This window comes from Pandoraea sp. ISTKB, from assembly GCF_001721285.1.
Taxonomy (GTDB): Bacteria; Pseudomonadota; Gammaproteobacteria; order Burkholderiales; family Burkholderiaceae; genus Pandoraea; species Pandoraea capi.
The window spans coordinates 1-23916 of the sequence record NZ_MAOS01000083.1 but is presented as its reverse complement, the minus strand read 5'-3'; the positions used below and the strand labels follow the sequence as shown (position 1 = coordinate 23916).

Genomic DNA, 23916 nt, shown 5'->3' with positions numbered 1-23916 from the left:
GGCGAATCCATCGACGTCCTCTGATATTCGTCGATAGTCAGACACCTCGCGGACAACCAAACGGCTCCTGCTGCGCATCGATCGCCTGCGCGCGCATCGGATACATGCGCGCCCATGTCTGCGCGGCCCACGTGCCACCCAGCAATCGCACGAGGCTGTCTCGCCGCGTCAGGAGATGCACGACCAGCGCCTCCGGATCGCGAAGTTCCATCATCGTGTCGCACGACGTCTGGCCCGTTGCCTGAGACGTTTGCGCACTCTGCGACACGTATGCCACCTCATGGGCACGTGTCGCCCATCGCCGCATTTCCTGCGACGAAATCCGCCCGAGCCGATACGCCATTTCCGCAGCCAGTGCGCGTACGCCGTTGGGGTTCCGCAACGCCTCCGACATCGCTTTGCCCGTCACATCGCACGCCCCGCCGCGCAGCCCGGCAAGTCGCCGCACAAAGGGCGCGTAATGTTCTCCATAGGGGAATTGCGTGAGATCGGCCAGTGCATCATCAGGTAGCGTGGCCGCGAAGCTCGCCGCCTCCCGGCGAAACGTCGACGTCAGCGGCGGGAGCGACGTCAACGTCTTGCGCTGGTTGACCGCCACGTCGTACCCGTCGACCTTGCGCGTGTGCTGAAACGCCAGATCGAGGCATGCATCGAAATCCAGCGACATCACGTAAGGCAGGTCGTTCTTGTCGCGCCAGACTCCGATGTTCTCCATGAACACGTTGCAGAGATCCCAGTTACCGAGCCAGAGCGCTGCAATGTAATGACGCTCCAGTGCACATTGGTAGACGTCCGGGAGTGCGTGGCAAAGCAGGCGACGCATGGCAATACGGTGCCCGAGTGCTTCGGCATGAACCTGCGCCATTTCACCGTCGAGGTGATAGAACGGTAGACCGCCCGCCGTCTCCACCGCCTGCGCCATGCGTTGCCCTGCGGCGCGCGCCTGTCCCCTTGCGTGTTGCAGTGTCTCGACATCGGGAGGATGTGCACCGCCGATGACGCGCCACGCATCGTCGCTCTCGAGCCAGTCGCCGAGATTGCGGTACGTCTCGAGAAACGTCGTCGCCAGATAGAGACGTTCGGGGGCCTGCGTGCCATCGAACGCCTGTGAACAGCCCCGCACCAGAATGGCCGTCGGTGTGGCGAGCCCGAGCGCACCGAAAAGCCGCGATGCCAGCCAGGCCTGCGCCGCATGCCCCGCGCTCGGACACGCCTTCACGACGTAGTGCGGTGCGCCCGCCTGCGCAAGGTGCGAGGTGGGGGATGTGTGTGAAAGGGATGCCGCCGACACGCCGTGCGTCGAAAGCGACATGCGGATGGCGGACCCGGCACTTCCCATGGGCGCAGCGGCGCACACCCGTGTCGCCGATGAAAAATCGTAGGGACCGATGTCCGGCAACGGCGCCCCGCTACCATCGTGTCCGACGACCGCGCCGAATACGCCGAACGTGCCGGCTTCGGGTAGCGCGTCGGCGCGCTGCCCGATGTCGTCTCTCCTCCAGTCGAACCGTGTGTGTCCCTGACCGATACCCGCATTGACGTGCATCACGACGCTCCTTGGTCGTAGCACGGAGACCGGTGCGCATATGCGGCAGCGGTCTCCCGATTAAGATCGGCAAATCTTGCTGCGGTACCGAACGGCCAGCTTTCGAAAATAGGGCAACATCGGATAATTCCGCCTCAACGCCCTGCGTGTCGAGGCGCTACGTCTTACAACTCGATCTTCGTGCCCAGCACCGCGAGGAACTGCGCGATCCATGCGGGATGCGCCGGCCACGCTGGTGCGGTGACGAGTTTGCCGTCGGTATGGGCATCGTCGATGGCGATTTCCATGTACTTGCCGCCGGCCAGCCGCACTTCCGGCGCACATGCCGGGTACGCCGAGCATTCGCGCCCTTCGATCACGCCCGCGGCCGCGAGCAACTGCGCGCCATGGCAGATGGCGGCGATCGGCTTGTCGTTTTCGGCAAAGTGACGAACGGCGGCGAGCACCGCTTCGTTCAGACGCAGGTACTCCGGCGCGCGTCCGCCGGGGATGACCAGCGCGTCGAAGTCGGACGGCGACAGGCCGTCGAACGTGGCATTCAGCGTAAAATCGTGACCGCGCTTTTCGCTGTACGTCTGATCGCCTTCGAAATCGTGAATCGCGGTGCGCACCTTATCGCCCGCTTTCTTGCCGGGACAGACGACTTCCACGCGATGTCCCACGGCCATCAGTGCCTGCACCGGCACCATCAGTTCGTAGTCTTCGACGTAATCGCCCGCCAGCACCAGAATCCGCTTCTTGCCCATGTGACTCTCCGTTCAGAGAAAAAATGGAAGGGAAACAGCCCCTCCATATTACTCAATTCCAGTGACGTCTCCGGGACAGGGGTAACAGCACACTCAAACATCCGGACAAAAAAAACCGCGTGCCGAAGCACGCGGTGTCAAGTCGGCGCAAAACGCCGTCGGTCAATCGTCAGGCACTGCGTCATGTGGTCCAACGCCGTCCCTCTAAGACTTAAAAATTCAACGCCGCCCTTCCATCGTCAGGCACTGCGTCATGCGATCCAACGCAGCCCTTCTAAGACTTAAAAATTCAACGCCGTCCTTCCATCGTCAGGCACTGCGCCATGTGATTCAACGCCGCCCTTCCATCCCCACACCCGGCACACACGCCGAACATCAATAAGTCTCCAGATGCAGACGCCCTTCCGTCTTCATCCGTTGCCAGAGTGATGGCCAGTCGAGTCCGGCCTCGCCTGCGATGGTCTGCAACACTTGCAGCACGCCGTCCTCCATGCCCTTCAGCCCGCACACGTAGATGTACGTGTGATCGTGACGCAGCAGTGCCGCCACATCGGCCGCCCGCTCGCGCATCGCGTCCTGCACGTAACGCTTGGGCTGCCCCGGGGTGCGCGAGAACGCGAGATTGGTGTCGATGAAGTCCTTCGGCAGATTGAGCAGCGGCCCGAAGTACGGCAACTCGCCTTGCGTGCGCGCACCGAAGAACAGCATCAGCTTGCCGGTCGCGCCCTTCATGCGGCGGCGACGGCGATACTCCGTCATCGCGCGCATCGGCGCCGCGCCCGTGCCGGTGCAGATCATCAGCAGATGCGAATCGGCATGATTGGGCATGAGGAACGTGCTGCCGAACGGCCCCATCACGTTCACCACATCCCCCTTCTTCAGGTCGCAAAGGTAATTCGAGCACACCCCGCCGACCGCCTGCTCGTGATGATCTTTCGTCACGCGTTTGACCGTGAGCGCCAGGTTGTTATACCCGGGGCGCTCGCCGTCGCGCGGCGACGCGATCGAGTACTGACGCGCATGATGCGCCCGCCCGTCGGCCATGGTGCCCGGTGGAATGATGCCGATGGATTGCCCTTCGAGCACCGGGAACGGCTGCTTGCCGAAGTCGAGCACGATGTGATGGATGTCGCTCTCGGTGCTCGCGTCCGTCACGCGATAGTTGCCGACCACCGTGGCCTGCACCGGGGCCTTGTGGTTGTACAGATTGACGTACGGCTTGGCGGCCGACCACGGCGGGACGACCGACCCGCGCACAAGGTCCGAACCCCCGATCACCGGCTCAGCAGACTCGGTAGCCCCCGCCGCCCCGCCGCCGGCAGCGCCCTCAGTCGCCTCACCGATCGAACCCTGCCCGGCCAGCGCATCGTCCTGCACGGGCAGTTCGTCCCACGTGAGCTGCTCGTCGACGGGGTAGGCCTCGGCCCTGAGCACGTCGCGCCAGTTGTCGATAGCCCCCGTCGGGCACGGCGAGATACACGCCATGCACCCATTGCACGTGTCCGCGCGCACAACGTAGTTGTTCTCGTCGTGCGTGATCGCGTCGATCGGGCACGTCTCCTCGCAGGTATTGCAGCGAATGCAGATCTCCGGATCGATCAGATGCTGCTTCAGAACTTCGACCGGAACGGGGCCGTTCATGATGCTGTCTCCTTGTGGGGATGGCTCTTGCGGCCGCTCAGTTGAAACGCACGTACTCGAAATCGATCGGCTGGCGATTGATACCCAACGGAGGCGGCGCAATCCAGTTCGCGAACTTGCCCGGCTCCGTCACGCGGCCCATGAGCGACGCCACATACGCACGGTCTTCCGACGACGGCAGCCACTCACGCTCATGCGCGGCCCATTCCGTCTCGCTCACGACACGGCCGTCCGGCGAGACACGCACACCGGCAAACGTACCGATCTGACGATTGAACGCCTTGTGCGGCACCGTCAGACGGAAGTCGATACCCGCCTTCTCCAGCACCTTGTTCCAGCGGTTCACCCCGGCCACGGAGTCCTTGATGTAGTCGTCGCGTAGCACTTCGTTCATCGCGTTGAGCATCGGCACTTCGCGCTCGACAAGCTTGCCGTTGTCCACGTCCAGCAGGCGATACATCTGGCCGTTCAATTGATGGTCGTCGTCGCGCTTGCTCTCTTCGTAGCGGCCCTTCAGACCCGAGCTGTAGAAGATCGCCGCGTTGGACGACTGGTCCGCACCGAACAGATCGATCGTCACGGAGTAGTGGAAGTTGATGTAACGCTGGATCGTCGGCAGATCGATCACACCGGCAGCGCGCAGCTTCGAGACGTCGTCGGTCTTCAGTTCGTTCATCACCTGCGCCGTACGGGCGATCACACGCGATACCCCCGACTCGCCCACGAACATGTGATGCGCTTCTTCGGTCAGCATGAACTTCGTGGTGCGTGCGAGCGGATCGAAGCCCGACTCGGCCAGCGCGGACAACTGGAACTTGCCGTCGCGATCCGTGAAGTACGTGAACATGTAGAACGCGAGCCAGTCCGGCGTCTTCTCGTTGAACGCGCCGAGAATGCGGGGATTGTCGTCGTCGCCCGAGCGGCGGCCGAGCAGCGCTTCGGCTTCTTCCCGACCGTCGCGACCGAAGTAGCGATGCAGCAGATAGACCATCGCCCACAGGTGGCGGCCTTCTTCCACGTTCACCTGGAACAGGTTACGCAGGTCGTACATCGACGGCGCGGTCAGCCCGAGGTGACGCTGTTGCTCGACCGATGCCGGTTCCGTGTCGCCTTGCGTGACGATGATGCGGCGCAGGTTCGCACGATGCTCGCCCGGCACGTCCTGCCATGCGGCCTCGCCCTTGTGCTCGCCAAAGTGAATCTTGCGATCGGCTTCGCCCGGCGTGAGGAAGATGCCCCAACGATAGTCCGGCATCTTCACGTGATCGAAGTGCGCCCAGCCACTCGGATCGACGCTCACCGCCGTACGCAGATAGACGTCAAACCCATGCGAGCCTTCCGGGCCCATGTCGCCCCACCAGGACAGGAAGTTCGGCTGCCACTGTTCGAGCGCGCGTTGCAGCGTGCGGTCGTCCGACAGGTTGACGTTATTGGGGATCTTCTCGCTGTAATTGATCGAAGCCATCGTGGGAATCCTCGTGTCTTATGAATCTCGTGCGTCGCTTGTGTAAGACGTCTCGTCCGGTGGGTGCCGCGCGCGCCGCCCGTGTTGGCTCGGGGGCGGCAGCGCGTTGTATTCGTCAGACGCGGTTCAGATCGAACTGCGCCTTGTTGCCCTTGCCGTAGACCTTCAGTGCGCCCTTCTCGCCCACGGCGTTCGGACGAATGAAGATCCAGTTCTGCCATGCAGACAGACGGCCGAAGATGCGCGTATTCATCGTTTCTTTACCGTTGAAGCGCAGGTTGGCTTCCATGCCGGTCAGCGCATCGGGCGACATGGCGGCGCGCTCTTCGATGGCGATACGGATTTCGTCAGGCCAGTCGAGATCGTCGACGGCAGCGGTCACCAGACCGAGACGCTCCGCTTCGTCCGGACGCACCGGGCGGCCGATAGTGGCGCGTACGGCCTCCAGCTCGGCAGTGTCTTCATAGAAACGACGTGCCAGACGCGACTGATCGGTGACCATCGGCAGCAAGCCGAAGTTGACTTCGCTCAGCGTGATCGCCGGTTCGTCTTCCTCGCTCGCGGGCAGTGCCGCCATATACGTACGGTCAGCGGCAAACGCGAATTCGGCGAGCGTGCCGGTGAAGCACGAATCCGGTTCGATCAGCGCGAACAGCGAGCGCGACGACACATCGATACGGGCGAACGTGCGGCGCAGCATGCCGAGGGTTTCGCGCACGAACCAGTGATCCTGATGCGCGAGCAGCGAGGCGTCGGCCGCGAGCACATGCTTTGCGTCGCCTTCCGTGCGCAGCAGCCACGTGCCGATGTCGAGTTCGTTGGTACGGAGATTGAGGATGGCGTCGTCGAGTTCGCGCGCCATCTTCAGCGGCCACCAGTTGATACCGGCGGCTTCGATGCCCGCGATGTCTGCCGGAGGCGCGGACTTCGGCGCCTTCACGGTCAGGCTGGCGGTGCGGTTGGCACGATCGATTTCGACGTCGACGAATTCATAGCGAATGGCGTCCGGTTCATCGGTGCGCTCGATACGCGTGAGCGTCACGCCCTTGCCGCCCGGACGGTCGCTGCCCTGTGCCAGTTCCTGCGCACGTGCCGCCACGGACTGCGCGAATTGCGCCGGCTTGACCACTTCATCCACGAGACGCCACTGCTTGGCGCGCTCGCCGCGAATGCCTTCGACGATGGTGCAGAAGATGTCGGCGCGATCGTTGCGCACGTGGCGCTTGTCGGTCAGACGCGTCAGGCCGCCCGTGCCCGGCAACACGCCCAGCAGCGGCACTTCCGGCAGCGCGACCGACGACGAACGGTCGTCCACCAGATAGATCTCGTCGCAAGCCAGCGCGAGTTCATATCCCCCGCCTGCGCAGGCGCCGTTGACGGCGGCAATGAACTTCAGGCCGGAGTGACGGCTGGAGTCTTCGAGACCGTTACGCGTTTCGTTGGTGAATTTGCAGAAGTTGACCTTCCACGCATGCGAGGAGAGGCCGAGCATGAAGATGTTCGCGCCCGAGCAGAACACGCGGTCCTTGGCGCTCGTGACCACCACCGTCTTGACTTCGGGATGCTCGAAGCGGATGCGCTGGACGGCATCGTGCAGTTCGATGTCCACGCCGAGATCGTACGAATTGAGCTTGAGCTTGTAGCCCTCGCGAATGCCGCCGTCTTCCGCGATATCGATGGCGAGCGTTGCGACCGAGCCGTCGAAGCTCAGCTTCCAGTGCTTGTACTGCGTAGGGTCCGTACGGTAGTCGACGTGGGGTTTGCCGAACATGATTGCCTCCAACTCGAATAATGATCTTGTTGAATTGCAATATAGTGCAGCAAAAACCCACCGTCAACCGTTTACCCAAAGAAAAATGAATTATTTTGCAGAATGACGACACTCAGTCCGACGACAACTGCACTGCCAGGCGTCCACGCAGTTGCAGATAGGCGTCGGCAAGCGCCCGTCCGCCGGTGTCGAAGCTCATGTCGGCCTTGGCGTAGAAGTCCGTGCGGCCTGCCAGAATGCGCTTGAGGTCGTCCATGGCTTCCGCGTTGCCCGACATGGGACGCAGATCGCCCTGCGCCACGACACGCTTCATATGCTCTTCGGGCGAGGCTTGCAGCCACACCGTATAGCAGTGGGTGAGCAGGAAGTTGAACGTAGCGGCGTCGCTGACGATACCGCCCGGCGAGGCGATCACCGCCCGCGGATGCTCGGCCACCACGGCTTCCAGCGCGCGCAGCTCGTAACGGCGGTAGGCCGTCGCACCGTACAGCGAATAGATCTCCGACGGCGGGCAGCCGGCCAGTTGCTCGATCACGCGGTTGAGTTCCACGAACGGAACGTGCATGTCGTCGGCAAGCATGCGACCCAGCGTCGACTTGCCCGCGCCGCGCAGGCCGATGAGCGCGATACGCCCGCGCCGGTCCGGATCACGCTCGCTGCCCGCGAACAACTCGCTGAGCGCCTGACGCGCCCGGGTGAGCGCCTCGCCGTCGCGACCGTGCAGGATTTCACGGATCAGCAGCCATTCGGCAGACGACGTCGTTTCGTCGCCGACGATTTCCGCCAATGTGCAATTTAGTGCCTGTGCCAGCTGGCGCAGGAACAGCACGGACGCGTTGCCGACGCCCGACTCCAGATTGGCCACGTGACGCTCCGACACGCCCGCATCGAGCGCCAGCGCCTTGCGTGTCAAGCCGCGACGCGCACGTAGCGTCCGAACCCGCTCGCCCAGCGCGACCAGGAACGGGTCTTTATCACCGGCGCCTCGCGCCGTCGGCACCCCATCGGCTTGCGCACTCTTATTCATCGGACGAGATCCTCGAAGCAGGTAACATGTAATATATTGCTTGACAGCCAAATTTGCATGCTCTAATTTTCACCATGCGTCGGTAAAAAAGCAAACGCGGGCCAGACACGCTGTGCACCGTTATTGATCGACGTCATATCAACAGACAGTGCGCAGACCCGACGGCGCGCCAGCGACACGATGAAATACGGCATTGCACTGACGATGCCAACCTGGACGAATTCAGGTGTTTCGTGTCGGCGCGCACGGTGCAGCGACTGCGACGTCCCCAGGAGACATGGATGGATGTGCCCCAATTTCAGGCGCTGATCGCCGACGTGACACGTCAGCTTGACGGTCGCCCACTCGACGCATCGCTCGCCGACTGGCTCAACGCGCATTACGGCGCGGGCTCCCCGGGTTTCGAGACGCTGGCCGACGCCTGCCGCACCGGCGTGGCCGAGGGCTGGCTGTGCAACCGCGAAGGCGGCGGCATTCGTTACGGACGCGTCATCAAACCCACGCCCGACACGCACGGCTTTTCCGTCGACGTCGTGGACATGGCCGATCTGGCCGGACCGCACCACGTGCATCCCAATGGCGAAATCGATCTGATCATGCCGCTCACGCCGGGGGCGACCTTCGACGGTCACCCCGCCGGTTGGTGCGTGTATGGCCCGGGCAGCGCGCATCGTCCGACGGTCGCGAGCGGTCGTGCCCTCGTGCTGTACCTGTTGCCAGAAGGCGCGATCGAGTTCACGCGCAGCGCCTGACGCGCGCGTCGCCTTCGGCCTGACTTGCATGACTTACGTTCGACTTTAGTTCGACTCCCCCTCGGTTGATGGACATGACTACCCCTGCCTTGCTGGAAAACTACATCGCCGGCCAATGGGTCGCCGGCAACGGAGAACGCACCGCACTGATCGACCCCGTCACGGGCGACACGCTGGCTTACGTGTCGAGCGCCGGGCTCGATCTCGACGCCGCCTTCACCTTTGCGCGCGAGACGGCCGGTCCGGCCCTGCGCGCCTTGTCTTATGGCGAACGCGCGCAACGCCTCTCGCAAATCGTTGCGACGTTGCAGGCGAATCGCGATAACTACTACGCTATCGCCACGGCGAATTCGGGAACGGTCGCCATCGACTCCGCCGTCGATATCGACGGGGCGATCTACACGCTGTCCACGTACGCCAAGCTCGGCGCATCGCTGGGCGACGCGCACACGTTGCTCGATGGCGCAGCAGTCCCGCTCGCCAAAGATGCCTCGTTTGCCGTGCGTCACGTTTTCCGCCCCACACCGGGAGTCGCGCTGTTCATCAACGCTTTCAACTTCCCCTCGTGGGGGCTGTGGGAGAAGGCCGCCGGCGCCTTGCTCGCCGGTGTGCCTGTCATCGTCAAGCCGGCAACGTCCACCGCGTGGCTCACGCAACGCATGGTCGCCGATGTCGTCGCGGCCGGGATACTGCCGCCGGGCAGTCTGTCGGTGATCTGCGGCAGCGCCGCCGGTTTGCTCGATCACATCGGGCCGTTCGATGTCGTCTCCTTCACCGGTTCTGCCGACACGGCTGCGACGCTGCGCGCTCATGCCGCGTTCACCGAGCGCTCCGCACGCATCAACGTGGAAGCGGACAGCCTGAACAGCGCCATCCTGCTACCCGATGCTGCACCGGGCACACCGGCCTTCGATCAGTTCGTGCGGGAAGTGGCGCGCGAGATGACCGTGAAGTCGGGGCAGAAATGCACCGCGATTCGTCGCGCGATGGTGCCCGTCGAGCACTTCGACGCGGCCGCCGTCGCGATTGCCGAGCGTCTGGCGAAGACGGTGGTCGGCAATCCGCGCAACGAATCCGTGAAGATGGGATCGCTCGTGAATCTCGTGCAAAAGCGCGCCGTGCTCGAAGGCATCGCGCAATTGCAGACGGAAGCCGAGACGCTCTATGACGGCAATGTGGATGCGACGTTCGTCGATGCCGACGCCAACAGTGCGTGCGTCGCGCCCGTGCTGCTCGGCCTGCGCGATGGTGCAGCGGGCCAGCGCGTGCACGACACGGAAGTCTTCGGCCCCGTCGCCACGCTCGTCGGCTATCGCGATCTCATTGAGGCGGTAGCGCTCGCCAGGCGTGGGCAAGGCTCGCTCGTCGTCTCCCTCTATAGCAACGATGCCGTTGCCATGCGCGTGCCTGCGCTGGCGCTGGCAGACGCCCATGGCCGCGTGCACGCTGTCGATCCGTCGGTCGCGAAAACACAGACAGGCCACGGCAACGTCATGCCGCAGTCGCTGCACGGCGGCCCGGGCCGCGCGGGCGGCGGCGAGGAACTCGGCGGCCTGCGCGCACTGCGCTTCTATCACGTGCGCGCCGCCGTGCAGGGACCGACCGCGCTCGTCGAAGCGCTGACGCAGGATGCCGTCGAACTGCCGAAGTGAAGTCCGCAGCACCCGCACAACACCGTATCCAACGTTTGATCCAGCAGTAGCCGCAAGCCGTCGCAGTCAAGGTGATTCAGACAGGCGCCATCAGAGCGCTGAAAAGAACTCACGCCACGCATGCCCGCCCGTTGGTGGACGAGGCACGCGTGGTGATCCACCGGAGGCAACATGGAAGCCGTACTCACCCCACCGCCGGCGAACTTCAACTTCGCCGCGCATCTGGAGGCGCTCGGTCGCGAGCGCACTGCCAAGACTGCTTATCTCGACGACACGCGAGCCCTCACCTACGGCGAACTGGCCGAGCAAAGCCGACGCTTTGCCACGGGTCTTGCGCGCGCGGGCGTGCATCGCGAAGAGCGCATCTTGCTGGTCATGCTCGACACCGTCGATTTGCCGGTGGCGTTTCTCGGCGCGTTGTACGCCGGGGTCGTCCCGGTGGTCGTCAACACGCTGCTCACGGCCGACGACTACGCGTACATGATCTCGCACAGCAAGGCGCAGCTCGTGATCGCGTCGGGCGCGCTCATGCCGACAGTGCAGGCCGCACTCGCCAAGGTCGCTCAAACGACGGGCGCCGCGCCGCCGCCGTGCATCGTCTCGCAGCCGGTCGCGGGCGAGACCGACGCGGCGTCTGCCGCACAGGCTACGTTCGACGCCCTGCTCGACGGCCCGCCGAGCGCGCTACCTGCCGACACCGCTGCCGACGACATCGCGTTCTGGCTTTACTCGTCCGGCTCGACCGGCAAGCCCAAGGGCACCGTACACACGCACGCCAACCTGTACTGGACAGCGGAAACCTACGGTCGCAACGTGCTCGGCATTCGCGAGGACGATATCGTCTTCTCCGCCGCCAAGCTCTTCTTCGCCTACGGTCTCGGCAACGGGCTGACGTTCCCGCTGTCGGTCGGCGCCACCGTCGTGCTGATGGCCGAGCGCCCCACGGCGGAAGCCGTGGCCCAGCGCCTTCGCCGGCATCGACCGACGATCTTCTACGGCGTGCCCACGCTCTACGCCACGCTGCTCGCCTCGCCGCATCTGCCGGCGCGCGAGGAGGTGTCGCTGCGTCTGTGCACGTCGGCCGGCGAAGCGTTGCCGCGCGAGATCGGCGAGCGTTTCACGAAGCACTTCGGCGCGGAAATTCTCGACGGCATCGGCTCGACCGAGATGCTTCACATCTTCCTGTCGAACCGCTCGGGACAGGTGGCCTACGGCACGACCGGCGAACCGGTGCCCGGCTACGCGGTGGAGTTGCGCGACGAAAACGGCCAGCCGGTGCCCGATGGCGAGATCGGCGACCTGTACATCAAGGGGCCGAGCGCGGCGCTCATGTACTGGTGCAATCGGGAAAAGTCGCGCTCGACGTTCCTCGGCGACTGGCTCAAGAGCGGCGACAAGTACCAGCGTCTGCCCAGTGGGTATTACGTCTATGCGGGACGCAGTGACGATATGCTCAAGGTCAGCGGCCAGTACGTCTCGCCCATCGAAGTCGAGATGGTGTTGATGCAGCACGATGCAGTGCTCGAGGCGGGGGTCGTGGGACGCGACGACAACGGCCTGACCAAGACACAGGCGTTCGTCGTCCTCAAGCCGGGAATCGTCGCCACCGACGAGATGGCCAGCGAGTTGAAGGCCTTCGTCAAGGCGCGTCTGGCGCCACACAAATATCCGCGCGAGCTGGTGTTCGTCGACGATCTGCCGAAGACGGCCACGGGCAAGGTGCAACGCTTCAAGCTGCGCGAGTTGCTTTAGGAGACAACCGAAGCATGTCAGACGTACAGTTCGCCAGCATCGAGACGCCCTCGCACGGCGCGCTCTCGCTGGAATATCGATGGATCAACCGCGAGCGCACCAGCGCGCCGCTGCTGGTTTTCCTGCACGAAGGACTCGGCTCCATCGCCATGTGGAAAGACTGGCCGCAGCAGTTGTGCGACGCTGGCGGCTACCGTGGCCTCGTGTATTCGCGCAACGGCTACGGCCGCTCGACGCCACGCCCGCATGACGAGAAGTGGCCCGTCGACTTCATGCACCGCCAGGCGCGCGAGGTGCTGCCCGCGTTTCTCGACGCGGTCGGTGTCGGCGCCGATCAGGCAGACCGCGTCTGGCTCGTCGGACACAGCGACGGCGGCTCCATCGCGTTGCTGTTCTCGGCCGCGTTTCCCGACCGGCTCGCCGGTGCGGTGGTGCTTGCACCGCACCTGTTCGTCGAGGACGTGTCGGTCGAGAGCATCGCGAAGACGAAGACCGTCTACGAGACGACCGACCTGCGCGCCAAGCTCGGCCGCTATCACGACGATGTCGATTCAGCCTTCTGGGGCTGGAACGACATCTGGCTGAACCCGGCGTTTCGCGACTGGAATCTGGTCGGTGCCGTCGCCACGATCGAGACGCCGCTGCTCGCGATTCAGGGCGAGGACGACGAGTACGGCACGATGGCGCAAATGGACAGCATTGCCGCGCACGTGCCGCACGCGAAGGTGGTGAAGCTGCCCGACTGCGGGCACTCGCCGCATCGCGATGCGCCCGCACCGCTCGGCGAAGCCATCGTCGCGTTTATCGGTGCGCATGCGCGGCGGCAGGCCGCTTGATTCCGGGCGTCAGATCACGCGCACGCCCGGCGTACCCGGACGCATCGCACCGACGATGGCGGCTTCGATGAAACCATCGGCACGGAAGACGGCGAGCACGTCGTCGACCGCGCCGGGTGCGCACGACACCAGCAAGCCACCTGCCGTTTGCGGATCGCACAGCAAATCGCGGTCACGCTCCGTGAGACGCTCGCCCAATTCCACGGACGATCCATAAGACGCCCAATTGCGGCCGGACGCACCGGTAATGCATCCCTTGTCCGCCAACTCGCGTACGCCGTCGAACAGCGGCACATCGGACATACGCAGATAGGCCGCGAGGTTCGCACCACGGCACATCTCCAGCGTGTGGCCGAGCAAACCGAAGCCGGTCACGTCGGTCAGCGCGTGCACACCGGGCAGCGCCGCGAGCGCCGGGCCAACGCGGTTCAGGCGCGTGGTCGCATCGATCATGCGGCGATACCCGGCATCGTCGAGCTGATTCTTCTTGAGGGCGGCCGACATGACGCCGACACCCAGCGGCTTGCCGAGCACGAGCACGTCGCCCGCCACCGCATCGGCGTTGCGCTTGAGACGCTTCGGATGCACCACACCCAGCGCCGCCAGACCGTAGATCGGCTCGACGGAGTCGATGCTATGACCGCCCGCAATCGGAATGCCCGCCTCGGCGCAGACCGACTCGCCGCCACGCAGGATCTCGCGAATCGTTTCGCGTGGCAGCACGTTGATCGGCATGCCGACGATGGCCAGCGCGAAGATCGGCTTGCCGCCCATCGCGTAGATGTCGGAGAGCGCGTTGGTCGCCGCGATACGGCCGAAGTCGAACGGATCGTCGACGATGGGCATGAAGAAGTCAGTCGTCGCGATGATGGCCTGCTCGTCGTTGAGCTGGTAGACGGCGGCATCGTCGGACGTCTCCGTGCCCACGAGCAGGGCGGCCGGGGCAGGCAGCGGCGCGTCGTTGCGCGCGAGCAGTTCGGACAGCACGCCCGGGGCGATCTTGCAGCCGCAGCCGCCACCGTGAGAGAGCGAAGTCAGACGCGGCGCAGCCGCCGGGGTGCCAGTGGCAGCGGGTGAAGCGCCCGCTTGATTTCCATCGTTTGCGGTCATGGTCGTCAGTGTTCGTTTTCCGTAAGTCGACGTATTATGAAGCAGCTTTGGCGTGTCGCGACGTCCGGCCATGTCCAGCCATGTCTCGAAATGACGGCCTCACGATGGTCGACACCGCCATGCTACCGTTTCACATCGTCCCTGCATTGCGGGACGTCGTCGATTCACCCTACCCACCATGCGCCGTGAGCGCTGACGCACAAGGGGACCACCATGCAACGCCGCCGCTTCCTGTCTCTGGGCGCTTACGCCCTGCCCGCCTCCCTGCTCTCTTCCTCGCTGGTGCCTGCCGCCGCGCGCGCCGCATCGACGACGCCAGCGCCGAGCGCCGCCGATGGCTGGCGCACGTTTGAACTGACCACTCAGGTCGAGCTGCCTGCGGGAAGCGGTCCGGCGAACGTCTGGCTGCCGGTCGCGACGTCGCCGTCCGGGGCATATCAGACCGCCCTGGGCACCCACTGGGAAGCGCCCGGCGCCAAGGCCGAGTTGCGCATGGTGCGCGGGGCGTCCGGCATCGGGGTGCCGATGCTGGCCGTGGCATGGCCCGAGGGAGCCACACCGGGCGCGCGCACCGTCACGCTCACGAACACGTTCGCCACGCGCGACCGCCGCGTCGACCTGTCGCAGCCGCCGTCGGCGCAGGCACCGCGCGAGTCCGAAGCGGTGCTGCGTCAGTACCTGCGTCCGACTGAACTGCAACCGACCGACGGTCTGGTGCGCGAAACCGCCGAGAAGATCACGCGCGGCGAGAAGGGCGACGTCGAGAAAGCCCGTGCGATCTATCAATGGATCGTGGAGAACTGTCGTCGCGAAGGATCGGTGCGCGGTTGCGGCACCGGCGACGTGCGCTACATGCTCACCACGGGCGACCTCGCGGGCAAGTGTGCCGACATCAACGCCCTCTTCACGGCACTGGCGCGCTCGGTCGGGATTCCGGCGCGCGACGCTTACGGCGTGCGGGTGGCAACATCGCGTCACGGGTTCAACAGTCTGGGCAAAGCGGGGGACGTCACGCGCGCCCAGCATTGCCGCGCCGAATTCTACGCAGCGGGCTACGGATGGATCCCGGTCGACCCGGCGGACGTGCGCAAGGTCGTGCTCGAAGAGGTTCCGGGCGGACTGCCGGTCGACGATCTGCGCGTTCGCGCGGCGCGCGCGATGCTCTTCGGCCAGTGGGAAATGAACTGGGTGGCGTTCAATCACGGGGCGGACATTCCGCTGCCGGGTGCGCAAGGCGCGCCGAAGACCACGGTGCCGTTCCTCATGTACCCGAACGGCGAAGTGGCGAACGCCCGACTCGACAGCCTCGATCCGGACACCTTCCGCTATCGCATGAACGCACGGGAAATCACGACCTGATCTCCCCGATACCGCTGAAACATCGTCATTCACCTCTCCGGAACCCTTCACGAAGGAGCGCATCGCCATGCAACGTCGTCACTTTCTTCATACTCTCGGGGCGCTTGGCGCCGCGGGCGCGCTGAGCGGAACCGGTGCGCCGGCGTGGGCTGCGGGACCGACGAAGGGTGGCGCAGAAGTCGACGACAGCGCGCTGGCCGGCACGTCCGGCGGCACGCTGTCGGCATGGCGCGGCGCGACACCGGCTTTTTCGCTACAGAGCCTGGACGGCAAGACACACGCGTTGTCGGAATATCGCGGACGCGTGGTCATCCTGAACTTCTGGGCGACGTGGTGCGGCCCGTGCCGTGAAGAGATTCCCGCGATGGGGGCGGTAGTTCGGCAGTACCGTCAGCGCGGGCTCGACCTGCTCGCCGTGAACTACAAGGAGCCGCTGGCGACGGTGAAGCCCTTCGTCGACAAGTTGCCCATCGACGGCACCGTCCTGCTCGACACCGACGGCGCTGTCTACAAGCGCTTCGGTTCGCTCGGCCTGCCTGCGACGTATCTCGTCGACCGCGCGGGCAATGCACGTTTCTGGCGCATGGGCGAACTCGACTGGAGCGATGTCGGGTTGCACGGGCACATCGAAGCCCTGATTGCGCAAAAGGGCGGCGCAACGGCCTGAGCGTTTCGCCTGAACGAACGTCCACTGACCGGGCAGCACAGCCTGCCCGGTGCGCAGCGTCAGTTCAAGCGGCACCTTCCTTCGCATTCTCCTCAGTGGCGGCACGAACATGTGCCATCAGCTTGGCCATCGGCCCGGCGAGCACGCCCTCCCGGTAGGCACAGCACAGCGGCGCGCGCGGTGGCGGTGCGAGCGGCCGGTAGACGATCCCTTCGATCTGCATGCGCATGAGCGACGCCGGCACCACCGATACCCCAAGTCCTGCGGCAACGAGCGACAGCGTGGTGAGCAGGCGCGGCGCTTCCTGCTCGATGGCCGGGCTGAAACCTGCGCCGTGACAGGCGGCGATGATGGCGTCGTAGAGTCCCTGCCCTGCGCGTCGACGATAGAGAATCAGCTTCTCGGCCGCGATGGCGGTCATGGGGACGGCGGCGGCTTTGCCGGATTTCCCCGACTTCCCGGTGCGCGCCAGCGGATGCGCGGACGGCACGGCGAGCACCATCGGTTCTTCCAGCACCTGCAAGACGGTGACCTCTCCGGTGTTGCCCTGTGGCTGCCGGATGAACGCGACGTCGATGTGTCCGTCACGCAAGCCGTCGAGCAACTCGCCGGTGCTCGCCTCGTCGAGCATCAGTGAGACCGACGGCGCGTCGCTGCGAAACGCGCGGATCACCGTGGGCACGAACGGATGCAACGCGGCCGAGCTGGTGAAGCCGACCGACAGGCGGCCTTTAACACCGGCGGCAACGCGCCGCACGTCGTCCACCGCCTGATCGAGCTTGCGCACGACCTCATAGGCATCGGCGAGAAACGCCTGACCGGCGTCGGTAAGCGCCATGCCGCGCGGCAGCCGTTCGAACAGCGTGACGCCCAACTGCGTTTCCAGCACCCGGATCTGTTGCGAGAGCGGCGGCTGCCCGATACCCAGACGCTCGGCCGCACGCGTCATGTGTCCGGCTTCGGCCACCGCAATGAAATAGCGCAGCAAGCGCACGTCGATGTTTGCCATATGAGTTCGATATGATTCAAGCCACTTCCATATATTGGACAATATAGCGCAATCGGCCTACTCTCAAGGGGTCCCGCGCGGCATCCGTGCCCTCTCCCTCATGACACTTCCTGCCGGGCGGCCCCACCGCAATACCGATTTTGCTGAACTTGTCCGCCATGAACACACCGGCTCCACCCACGTCCGCGACTGCCGCCACGCCCATGGCCCCGGTTGCCTCCGATGTCCCCGTGATTCCCAACACGCCTGCGACCGATACCCCAAGCGTGCGCGCCCTCTTCCTCGGCTTTCTCGGTCTCGGGATGACCGCGTTCGGCGGGGCCTTGCCGCTGGCGCGGCGCATGATCGTCGAGAAGCGTCGCTGGGTCACGTCTGCCGAATTCACCGACTTGCTCGGTCTGTGTCAGTTTCTGCCGGGCGGCAACATCATCAATCTGTCGGTTGCGCTCGGCATGCGCTTTCATGGCTGGCGCGGCGCGCTGGCGTCGATTCTCGGGTTGATTGCGGCACCGTCTGCCGTGGTCATCGTGCTGGGCACGATCTACCAGCATTTCCAGAACGATCCGCACGTGAAGCATCTCTTCGCCGGGTTGGCCGCAGCGGCGGCTGGCTTGCTGATTCAGATGGCATGGAAAGTGTCGTGGCCGCTGCGCAAATCGCTCGCGCTCGGCGGTGTGGCGCTCGCGTGTTTCATTGCGATTGCCGTGCTGCGCGTGCCGCTCGTGCTCACCATGCTCGTCATGACACCGATCTCCATCTATGCCACGTGGCGGGTGTCGCAATGACCGGCACGCTCATCTCGCTCGCGCTCATCTTCACGCAGTTGTCGGTGCTCGCCTTCGGTGGCGGCAACACCATCCTGCCGGAGATGGAGCGTCAGGTCGTCGATCTGCATCACTGGATGACGTCGGAAGAATTCAGTGCGCTGTTCGCACTTGGGCAAGCCGCACCGGGGCCGAATCTCATGATCGTGACGCTCGTCGGCTGGCACGTGGCCGGCTGGCAGGGCATGCTCGTCACGTCGATCGCGAAATTCGGGCCGTCGTCGCTCATCACGGTCGGCGTCCTGCATTTGTGGGAACGCTTCAAGGACCGGCCGTGGCGACGCATCGTACAGGCCGGTCTGATGCCGATGACCGCCGGGCTTGTCGCAGCGAGTGCTGCACTGATTGCCGAAGCCTCAGCAACCTCGTGGTTGCTCGCCGGTATCACCGCGAGCGTTGCGGTGCTGGCCATCCGTACCAAGGTGCATCCCTTGTGGTGGCTCGCGGCGGGCAGCGTCGCCGGGCTGCTCGGCGGCGCGTACCTGTAAGCGATTCCCCATCTTCAGCGTTTGCCGGCCTCACAGACCTGCGCGAATGAGGTGTGCCAATGGTCGCGTCGAAGTACGTCGATCCCATCGATGAGATGCATCCAGTCGTCGCTGCCAATTTTCAGCGAAGGCGGCGTGTCGCCGCGCACCAGTGCGGCGAGCCGTGGCGGGCACTGCGCGTCGCGCCCCGTCGCTTCCGGCCTGCCTGCCACGATCATGATTCGCGCGATCCATTTGGCGACATCCAGCGCAATCGTGGGGCGGACTGTCTCGCCGGGGCGCGGCACCGGTTCGTCGGACCACCGCCAGGCGTAACGCGCGCTGACGCCTGCACGCGTGGCAACGCCCAGCGCCGTGAGCACCTGCTCGCACGTCATGCCATGCTGAGCCGCCGCCGTCAGGGCGCGCTCCGAGAGGTGACGCCAGTCGCCCGTGCCGCCGCAATCGTGCCGCACGCTGGCGGCGAATAGCTCGACGACGCGGGCGCGTACCCGACGCAGCGCCTTGGCATCCGTGAGCAAACGGCGCTCGTGTCGCGTTTTCGCGGACAGGTCGTCGGTCGTCTCGGCAGGATCGAAGATCTGCACGTCGATGGGATGGACCGTGAACGTCGGCGACCCCGCTTCGTCACGACGCCAGTCGGGCTCCAGCCGCGATTGAAGCAATGCAAAGGCGTTGTCGTCGCGAATCAGCGAGGGGCGTTCATCGCAGATGTGCAGGGCCTCGCGCATGGCCCTGGGCAACCTGAACCCCAGTCCGTGCGACATGAGCTGGCAAAGCCCGGCCACGCGATCGCTGCGCGCAAGATCGGATTGTGGGGTGTCGGCGAGGTGGAGCAGCAGCGCTTCGGCGATGCGCATTTCCGCCAGCGCATGACGCGGCAGCGTGGCGCCATCGCGCTGCGCCCTCGCAGCGTCGAGCGTGGCATCGAAGACGGCCAGACACTGGCGCATGGCCGTCACGTCCGCCAGCGTTCGTCGGCGTAATTGCGAATCCGTCTGCAAGGCCCACTGGCGCTGCGCCTCGTCGCCCGCGCCGATGGCTTGCTCCAGCGCCTTGAGTTCCGGCCAGAGATACGTGCAGGTGGCACCGACGGTCAGTGCGCTCAGCGCGCAGGCGAAACCGACGTCCACCGCGCCCGGGTGCGACGCCGCATGCCGAGCGAAGCGCTGCGACGCCTGATGCCAGGCGTCGGCAAGCCAATCGCGCAGGCCGTTCTCGCGCAGGCATGCGGCCGCGCCGGAGAAATCGCCCCGGAAGCCCTCGAAGGCGCAGTTCACGGCCGCTTTCCCGAGCTGAAACAGCGTATCGACGCTCGGGGGCGTGCGTGAGGAAAGAGAGGTGACGATCGCATCGGACGCGAATGACATGGCGCAAGCTCCTTGGAAAGGGACATCGACGGAAGTCGAAGCAGCGGGCATGGTCTGCTACCGCGGTAACAGCGGCTTCAGGATTCGCTCGCGGCCCTTTCGGGCGTCCTCTCGCAGAATCTGGGATGATGTCGCCATAGCGTCGCCCTGACCGCCCTTTAGCCGTCACCTGACCGTCCTGATCCCGTCCCCATCCGACCGGAGCCCTTATGCCGACTTTTGCCACGCTTGCCACGTTCGTCGCCGTCGTTCTCGGGCTCTTTCTGATTCCGGGACCGGCGGTGTTGCTCACCATCACGCGTACCGTGCAGGGCGGACGCCGCGCTGGCGTCATGACCGGCATGGGGATTGCGTTCGGCGATCTGATCCACACGCTGTTCGCGGCGGTCGGACTGTCGGCGGTGCTGATGACTTCGGCGCTGGCTTTCGATGTCGTCAAATACGTCGGCGCGGCTTACCTGATTTACCTCGGGATCAAGGCGTTGCGCGAGCGGCCGTCCGATCCGCAGTTGCCTGTCGCGCCTCAGGTCTCGCCGGGTCGTGCGTTTGCGCAGGCCGTGGCGACCGAAGTGCTCAATCCGAAAACGGCGCTGTTCTTCCTCGCCTTCATGCCGCAGTTCGTGCACGCCAGCGAGGGCAACGTCTTCGTGCAGTTCCTCGTATTGGGCCTGGTGTTCGTGGCGATGAGCGCGCTTTACACGGCGGCTATCGCCTTGTCGGTGCGTCCGCTCGGCAAGTTCGTAGGACGCTTCACCTGGCTGCTGCGCTGGCAGGGGAAAATCATCGGCACCATCTTCATCGGTCTGGGCCTGCGCGTCGCCATGCAGCAGCGCTGAGCCGGTCTGGACGGTGGCGTCGCAGCCGTCCCTCGCAGTTAGCCCCGCAGTCATCCCTCGTCGTCAGTCGTGTCCCAACGCAGGAGTCGTTCGCCATGCAACGCATTGTCTCGACGCTTCGTTCACGCGCTTTTCTCTATCAGGGTCATCAACCTCACCGGCGTCACCGGTCTCACGCCCGTCTGACGGTCGCGGCCGTCGCGATGACCGTCTGTCTGGCGGTGACATGGCTTTCGGTCTCGCAGGCCTTTGCGGCAGATCCGGCGACCGGTACTGCGTCGGCAGCGGGTCCCGCCGTGCCCTTTTCCAAAGCCAGTCCGGGTAGCGCCTTGCCCACGGGCTGGCAGAACCTGCCGGTCGTGAGCGGCAAAAAGCTCACGGTCTACACCGTGGTGGCCGACGGCAAGCGCAACGTCATCGAAGCGAACTCGACCGATTCAGCGTCGGCGCTCATGGCCAAGGGGGATGGCATCGACCTGAACGCGACGCCGGTCGTCGCATGGCGCTGGAAGGTCGACAAGGCCATTCCCGGCGCCGACAACCGGGCGAGCGACAAAGAAGATGCGCCCGCGCGGCTGGTTTTCTTCTTCGACGGCGACAAGTCGCAGCTCTCGTTCGGTGACCGGGCGGCCATGACGCTGGCCAAGGCGGGGGGCGAAGACCTGCCGTACGCCACGCTCATGTACATCTGGTCCAACGATGCGCCCGTAGGCGGTGTCATTCAGAACCCGCACACCGATCGGGTCCAGATGCTCGTGGTGGCGGGAGGCGATGCGTCGCTCGGCAAATGGCAGACGTTCTCGCGCAACCTTGCCGCCGATTACGAGCGTGTCTACAAAGAAAAGCCGGGCAAGCTGCTCGGTTACGGTGTCTTCACCGACAGCGACAACACCCATGCGAGTGCACATGCCTGGTATGGCGACGTGCGTTTCGATGCAGGCAAATAGTGTCCGGGATTGACTTCCGGTTTCACCAGCCGACACCCATACGAAAAGTCGCATCCAATACATCGAAATAAACCCTGAAAGCCCCGTCTGACGGGGCTTTCGCGCTATTACAACAGTCGCTTGCGTGCTACGCTATCTCGCCTAGAATTTGAGCCAGAGTCAGTGCACGGATACATTGCGATCCGTTGCTGGCGATTGGCTGTATCGAGTCTCTCAACGCCCCGCGAGCGCCATGCAAAAGAATCGCCAGCCCAAGGACGTCACGTTCGCCGCCAGTCCTGTCTTGCAATCGCGCATGTCGTTGTGGCGCTCCAAGCTCGTCGTCATCGTCATTACGCTGGCCTTCATCGGTCTCGTGGTGCGGGCGTTCTGGATTGCCGGACCGGGCAACAGCTTCTACATCGCGCAGGGCGAAAAGCGTTATGAGCACGCCATCGTCATGCCGGGCGTGCGCGGCAAGATCGAAGACCGCGACGGCCGTGTGCTCGCCACCAGTCTGCCGATGCGTACCGTCTGGGCCGTGCCTGCCGAAGTCCCGGACGACCTGTCCGATAGCGACATCCAGAAAGCGAGCAAACTGCTCGACATCCCCACCAAGGAATTGCGCACCAAGCTCATCGGCGAGAAGAAATTCGTCTATGTGAAGCGTCAGGTGTCGCCGGAGATCGGCAAGCAGGTCGAGGCGCTGGGCATTCCCGGCGTTTATGAGAGCAGCGAATTCAAGCGCTTCTACCCCGAAGGCGAAGTGGCCGCGCACGTCGTGGGGTTCACGAACGTCGAGGACAAGGGTCAGGAAGGCATGGAGCTGGGCGAAGAGCCGCTGCTTGAAGGGACGGCCGGCGTGCGGCGCGTCATCAAGGACCGTATCGGGCGCACCATTCAGGATCTCGACGATTCCAGCCCGCCGCGCGACGGCAAGGACATTCGTCTGACGCTCGACACTCGCGTGCAGTACATCGCCTATGAAGCCTTGAAGAATGCGGTGGACCGCACCGGTGCGAAGGCGGCCATGGCGGTCGTCATCGACGCCAAGAGCGGCCAGGTGCTGGCACTGGCCAACTTGCCGACCTACAACCCGAACGATCGCGAGCATCTGACGGGCGAGCAATTGCGCAACCGAGTGTTCACCGACGTCTTCGAGCCGGGTTCCATTCTCAAGCCGTTCACGATGGCGCTGGCGCTGGATCTGCACCGTCTGACACCGACCACGACCATCGACACCGGCCCGGGCCGATACGTCTTCGAAGGCGCGACCATTTCTGACGACTCGGCGAACGGCGTGCTGACGGCGGCGGGTGTGATTCAGAAGTCGAGCAACATCGGCATGACCAAAGTGTCGACGATGCTGCGTGCCGAAGAAATGTGGGACATGTTCACTGAAATCGGGCTGGGTCAGCAGCCGAAGCTGGGCTTCCCGGGCGCGGTGTCCGGGCGTTTGCGTCCGTACAAATCGTGGCGACGCATCGAGCAGGCCACGATGGCGTATGGGTATGGCATTTCGGCGTCGCTCTTCCAACTGGCGCGCGCCTACACGATCTTCGCGAACGACGGCGTACTCGTGCCCATCTCGATCATCAAGCCGGACACACCGGTGCAGCCTGAGGGCGTGCGTGTCATCGATGCGCGTACGGCGGCCGAAATGCGCAAGATGCTGGCTGGCGTGGTGGATACGGGCGGAACGGCCACGACAGCGCAGGTGGCCGGATACAGCATTGGCGGGAAGACAGGGACGGCCTACAAGGCAGGCGCTCACGGCTACGACCACTCGAAGTATCGGGCGTCGTTCGTGGGGATTGCGCCGTTGTCGTCACCGCGTCTGGTGATTGCGGTGTCGGTGGACGAGCCGAAGGCGTCGCAGCACTTTGGCGGTCAGGCGGCAGGTCCGGCGTTTGCGGAGATTGCGTCGCAAGCGTTGCCGTTGCTGGGGATTCGACCAGATCTGCCGGTACGTCCTGGCGTGATTCTGGCGGCGCCGACTTCGGACACGCCGCCGGATGACAAGGGGTCACACGGTTGATACCGCAGTGCCTTAAAAAGGGCCTCACCCACGTCCAGCGTTAGCGGCAGATCGGGGTGGGGGCCGCCCGCGGCGCTCCAATGCCTGTTAAGTCGCACCGC

20 protein-coding genes are annotated in these 23916 nt (G+C 64.6%); 11 read left to right on the top strand and 9 right to left on the bottom strand.

All coding sequences use genetic code 11. The features are described from left to right. Positions 1-37: 37 nt before the first annotated feature. From A9762_RS25255 to A9762_RS25230, 6 genes are all read right to left on the bottom strand, one after another. Complete coding sequence (locus A9762_RS25255) at positions 38-1549, bottom strand: hypothetical protein (RefSeq protein WP_139133397.1); 1512 nt, start codon at positions 1547-1549, stop codon at positions 38-40. Between the two features lie 161 nt (positions 1550-1710). Continuing rightward, complete coding sequence (locus A9762_RS25250) at positions 1711-2292, bottom strand: DJ-1/PfpI family protein (RefSeq protein ID WP_069344730.1); 582 nt, start codon at positions 2290-2292, stop codon at positions 1711-1713. 375 nt (positions 2293-2667) lie between these two features. Further along, positions 2668-3933 carry a benzoyl-CoA 2,3-epoxidase subunit BoxA gene (boxA, locus tag A9762_RS25245; RefSeq protein ID WP_069344729.1) on the bottom strand — a complete coding sequence of 422 codons (1266 nt, stop codon included), beginning with the start codon at positions 3931-3933 and terminating at the stop codon, positions 2668-2670. 37 nt (positions 3934-3970) lie between these two features. Then, positions 3971-5398, bottom strand: a complete 1428-nt coding sequence (gene boxB, locus A9762_RS25240) for a benzoyl-CoA 2,3-epoxidase subunit BoxB (protein WP_069344728.1) — start codon at positions 5396-5398, stop codon at positions 3971-3973. A gap of 115 nt (positions 5399-5513) precedes the next feature. After that, positions 5514-7169, bottom strand: a complete 1656-nt coding sequence (gene boxC, locus A9762_RS25235; RefSeq protein ID WP_069344727.1) for a 2,3-epoxybenzoyl-CoA dihydrolase — start codon at positions 7167-7169, stop codon at positions 5514-5516. A 112-nt stretch (positions 7170-7281) separates the two neighbouring features. Next, a complete protein-coding gene (locus tag A9762_RS25230) occupies positions 7282-8196 on the bottom strand; it encodes a helix-turn-helix transcriptional regulator (RefSeq protein ID WP_069344726.1) in 915 nt (304 codons plus the stop codon). 281 nt (positions 8197-8477) lie between these two features. Here A9762_RS25230 and A9762_RS25225 point away from each other — a divergent pair, with 281 nt between their 5' ends. The 4 genes from A9762_RS25225 (at position 8478) to A9762_RS25210 (ending at position 13188) form a co-directional block, all read left to right on the top strand. Next, positions 8478-8948 (top strand): DUF4863 family protein, encoded by a 471-nt coding sequence (locus tag A9762_RS25225; RefSeq protein WP_069344725.1) that lies wholly within the window; start codon positions 8478-8480, stop codon positions 8946-8948. 68 nt (positions 8949-9016) lie between these two features. Beyond that, a complete protein-coding gene (locus A9762_RS25220; RefSeq protein WP_069344724.1) occupies positions 9017-10600 on the top strand; it encodes a 3,4-dehydroadipyl-CoA semialdehyde dehydrogenase in 1584 nt (527 codons plus the stop codon). Between the two features lie 171 nt (positions 10601-10771). Then, positions 10772-12352, top strand: coding sequence for a benzoate-CoA ligase family protein (locus tag A9762_RS25215; RefSeq protein WP_069344723.1), 1581 nt, complete (start codon positions 10772-10774; stop codon positions 12350-12352). A 14-nt stretch (positions 12353-12366) separates the two neighbouring features. Then, complete coding sequence (locus A9762_RS25210; RefSeq protein WP_069344722.1) at positions 12367-13188, top strand: alpha/beta fold hydrolase; 822 nt, start codon at positions 12367-12369, stop codon at positions 13186-13188. A 9-nt stretch (positions 13189-13197) separates the two neighbouring features. Here the strand turns inward: A9762_RS25210 and selD are convergent, their stop codons facing one another. Continuing rightward, positions 13198-14298, bottom strand: coding sequence for a selenide, water dikinase SelD (gene selD / locus A9762_RS25205; RefSeq protein ID WP_069344721.1), 1101 nt, complete (start codon positions 14296-14298; stop codon positions 13198-13200). Between the two features lie 213 nt (positions 14299-14511). Here selD and A9762_RS25200 point away from each other — a divergent pair, with 213 nt between their 5' ends. Together A9762_RS25200 and A9762_RS25195 are read left to right on the top strand one after the other, a co-directional pair. Further along, positions 14512-15657, top strand: coding sequence for a transglutaminase-like domain-containing protein (locus A9762_RS25200; protein ID WP_069344720.1), 1146 nt, complete (start codon positions 14512-14514; stop codon positions 15655-15657). Between the two features lie 67 nt (positions 15658-15724). Continuing rightward, entirely contained in the window at positions 15725-16324 is a 600-nt protein-coding gene (locus A9762_RS25195) for a TlpA disulfide reductase family protein (protein WP_069344719.1), read from the top strand. A gap of 64 nt (positions 16325-16388) precedes the next feature. On the opposite strand, the gene A9762_RS25190 is transcribed toward A9762_RS25195, so the two are convergent. Next, positions 16389-17333, bottom strand: coding sequence for a LysR family transcriptional regulator (locus tag A9762_RS25190; RefSeq protein ID WP_069344718.1), 945 nt, complete (start codon positions 17331-17333; stop codon positions 16389-16391). Between the two features lie 158 nt (positions 17334-17491). Between A9762_RS25190 and A9762_RS25180 the strand changes: the two genes are divergently transcribed. Further along, entirely contained in the window at positions 17492-18118 is a 627-nt protein-coding gene (locus A9762_RS25180; protein WP_371443348.1) for a chromate transporter, read from the top strand. Next, positions 18115-18645, top strand: a complete 531-nt coding sequence (locus A9762_RS25175; protein ID WP_069344715.1) for a chromate transporter — start codon at positions 18115-18117, stop codon at positions 18643-18645. Before A9762_RS25180 ends, A9762_RS25175 begins: the two co-directional genes overlap by 4 nt. A gap of 14 nt (positions 18646-18659) precedes the next feature. Here A9762_RS25175 and A9762_RS25170 read toward each other — a convergent pair whose 3' ends face one another. Then, the gene (locus A9762_RS25170; RefSeq protein ID WP_069344714.1) at positions 18660-20015 is read right to left on the bottom strand and encodes a hypothetical protein; all 1356 of its coding nucleotides are present in this window, start codon (positions 20013-20015) and stop codon (positions 18660-18662) included. A gap of 209 nt (positions 20016-20224) precedes the next feature. Between A9762_RS25170 and A9762_RS25165 the strand changes: the two genes are divergently transcribed. The 3 genes from A9762_RS25165 to A9762_RS25155 all read left to right on the top strand — a co-directional run bounded on the left by A9762_RS25165 (position 20225) and on the right by A9762_RS25155 (position 23815). Beyond that, the gene (locus A9762_RS25165; protein ID WP_069344713.1) at positions 20225-20851 is read left to right on the top strand and encodes a LysE family translocator; all 627 of its coding nucleotides are present in this window, start codon (positions 20225-20227) and stop codon (positions 20849-20851) included. A gap of 95 nt (positions 20852-20946) precedes the next feature. Then, positions 20947-21798, top strand: coding sequence for a DUF3047 domain-containing protein (locus A9762_RS25160; RefSeq protein WP_240493712.1), 852 nt, complete (start codon positions 20947-20949; stop codon positions 21796-21798). A 232-nt stretch (positions 21799-22030) separates the two neighbouring features. After that, positions 22031-23815: a penicillin-binding protein 2 gene (locus A9762_RS25155; RefSeq protein WP_069344712.1), complete on the top strand. Its 1785-nt coding sequence runs from the start codon at positions 22031-22033 to the stop codon at positions 23813-23815. Positions 23816-23916: the final 101 nt, after the last annotated feature.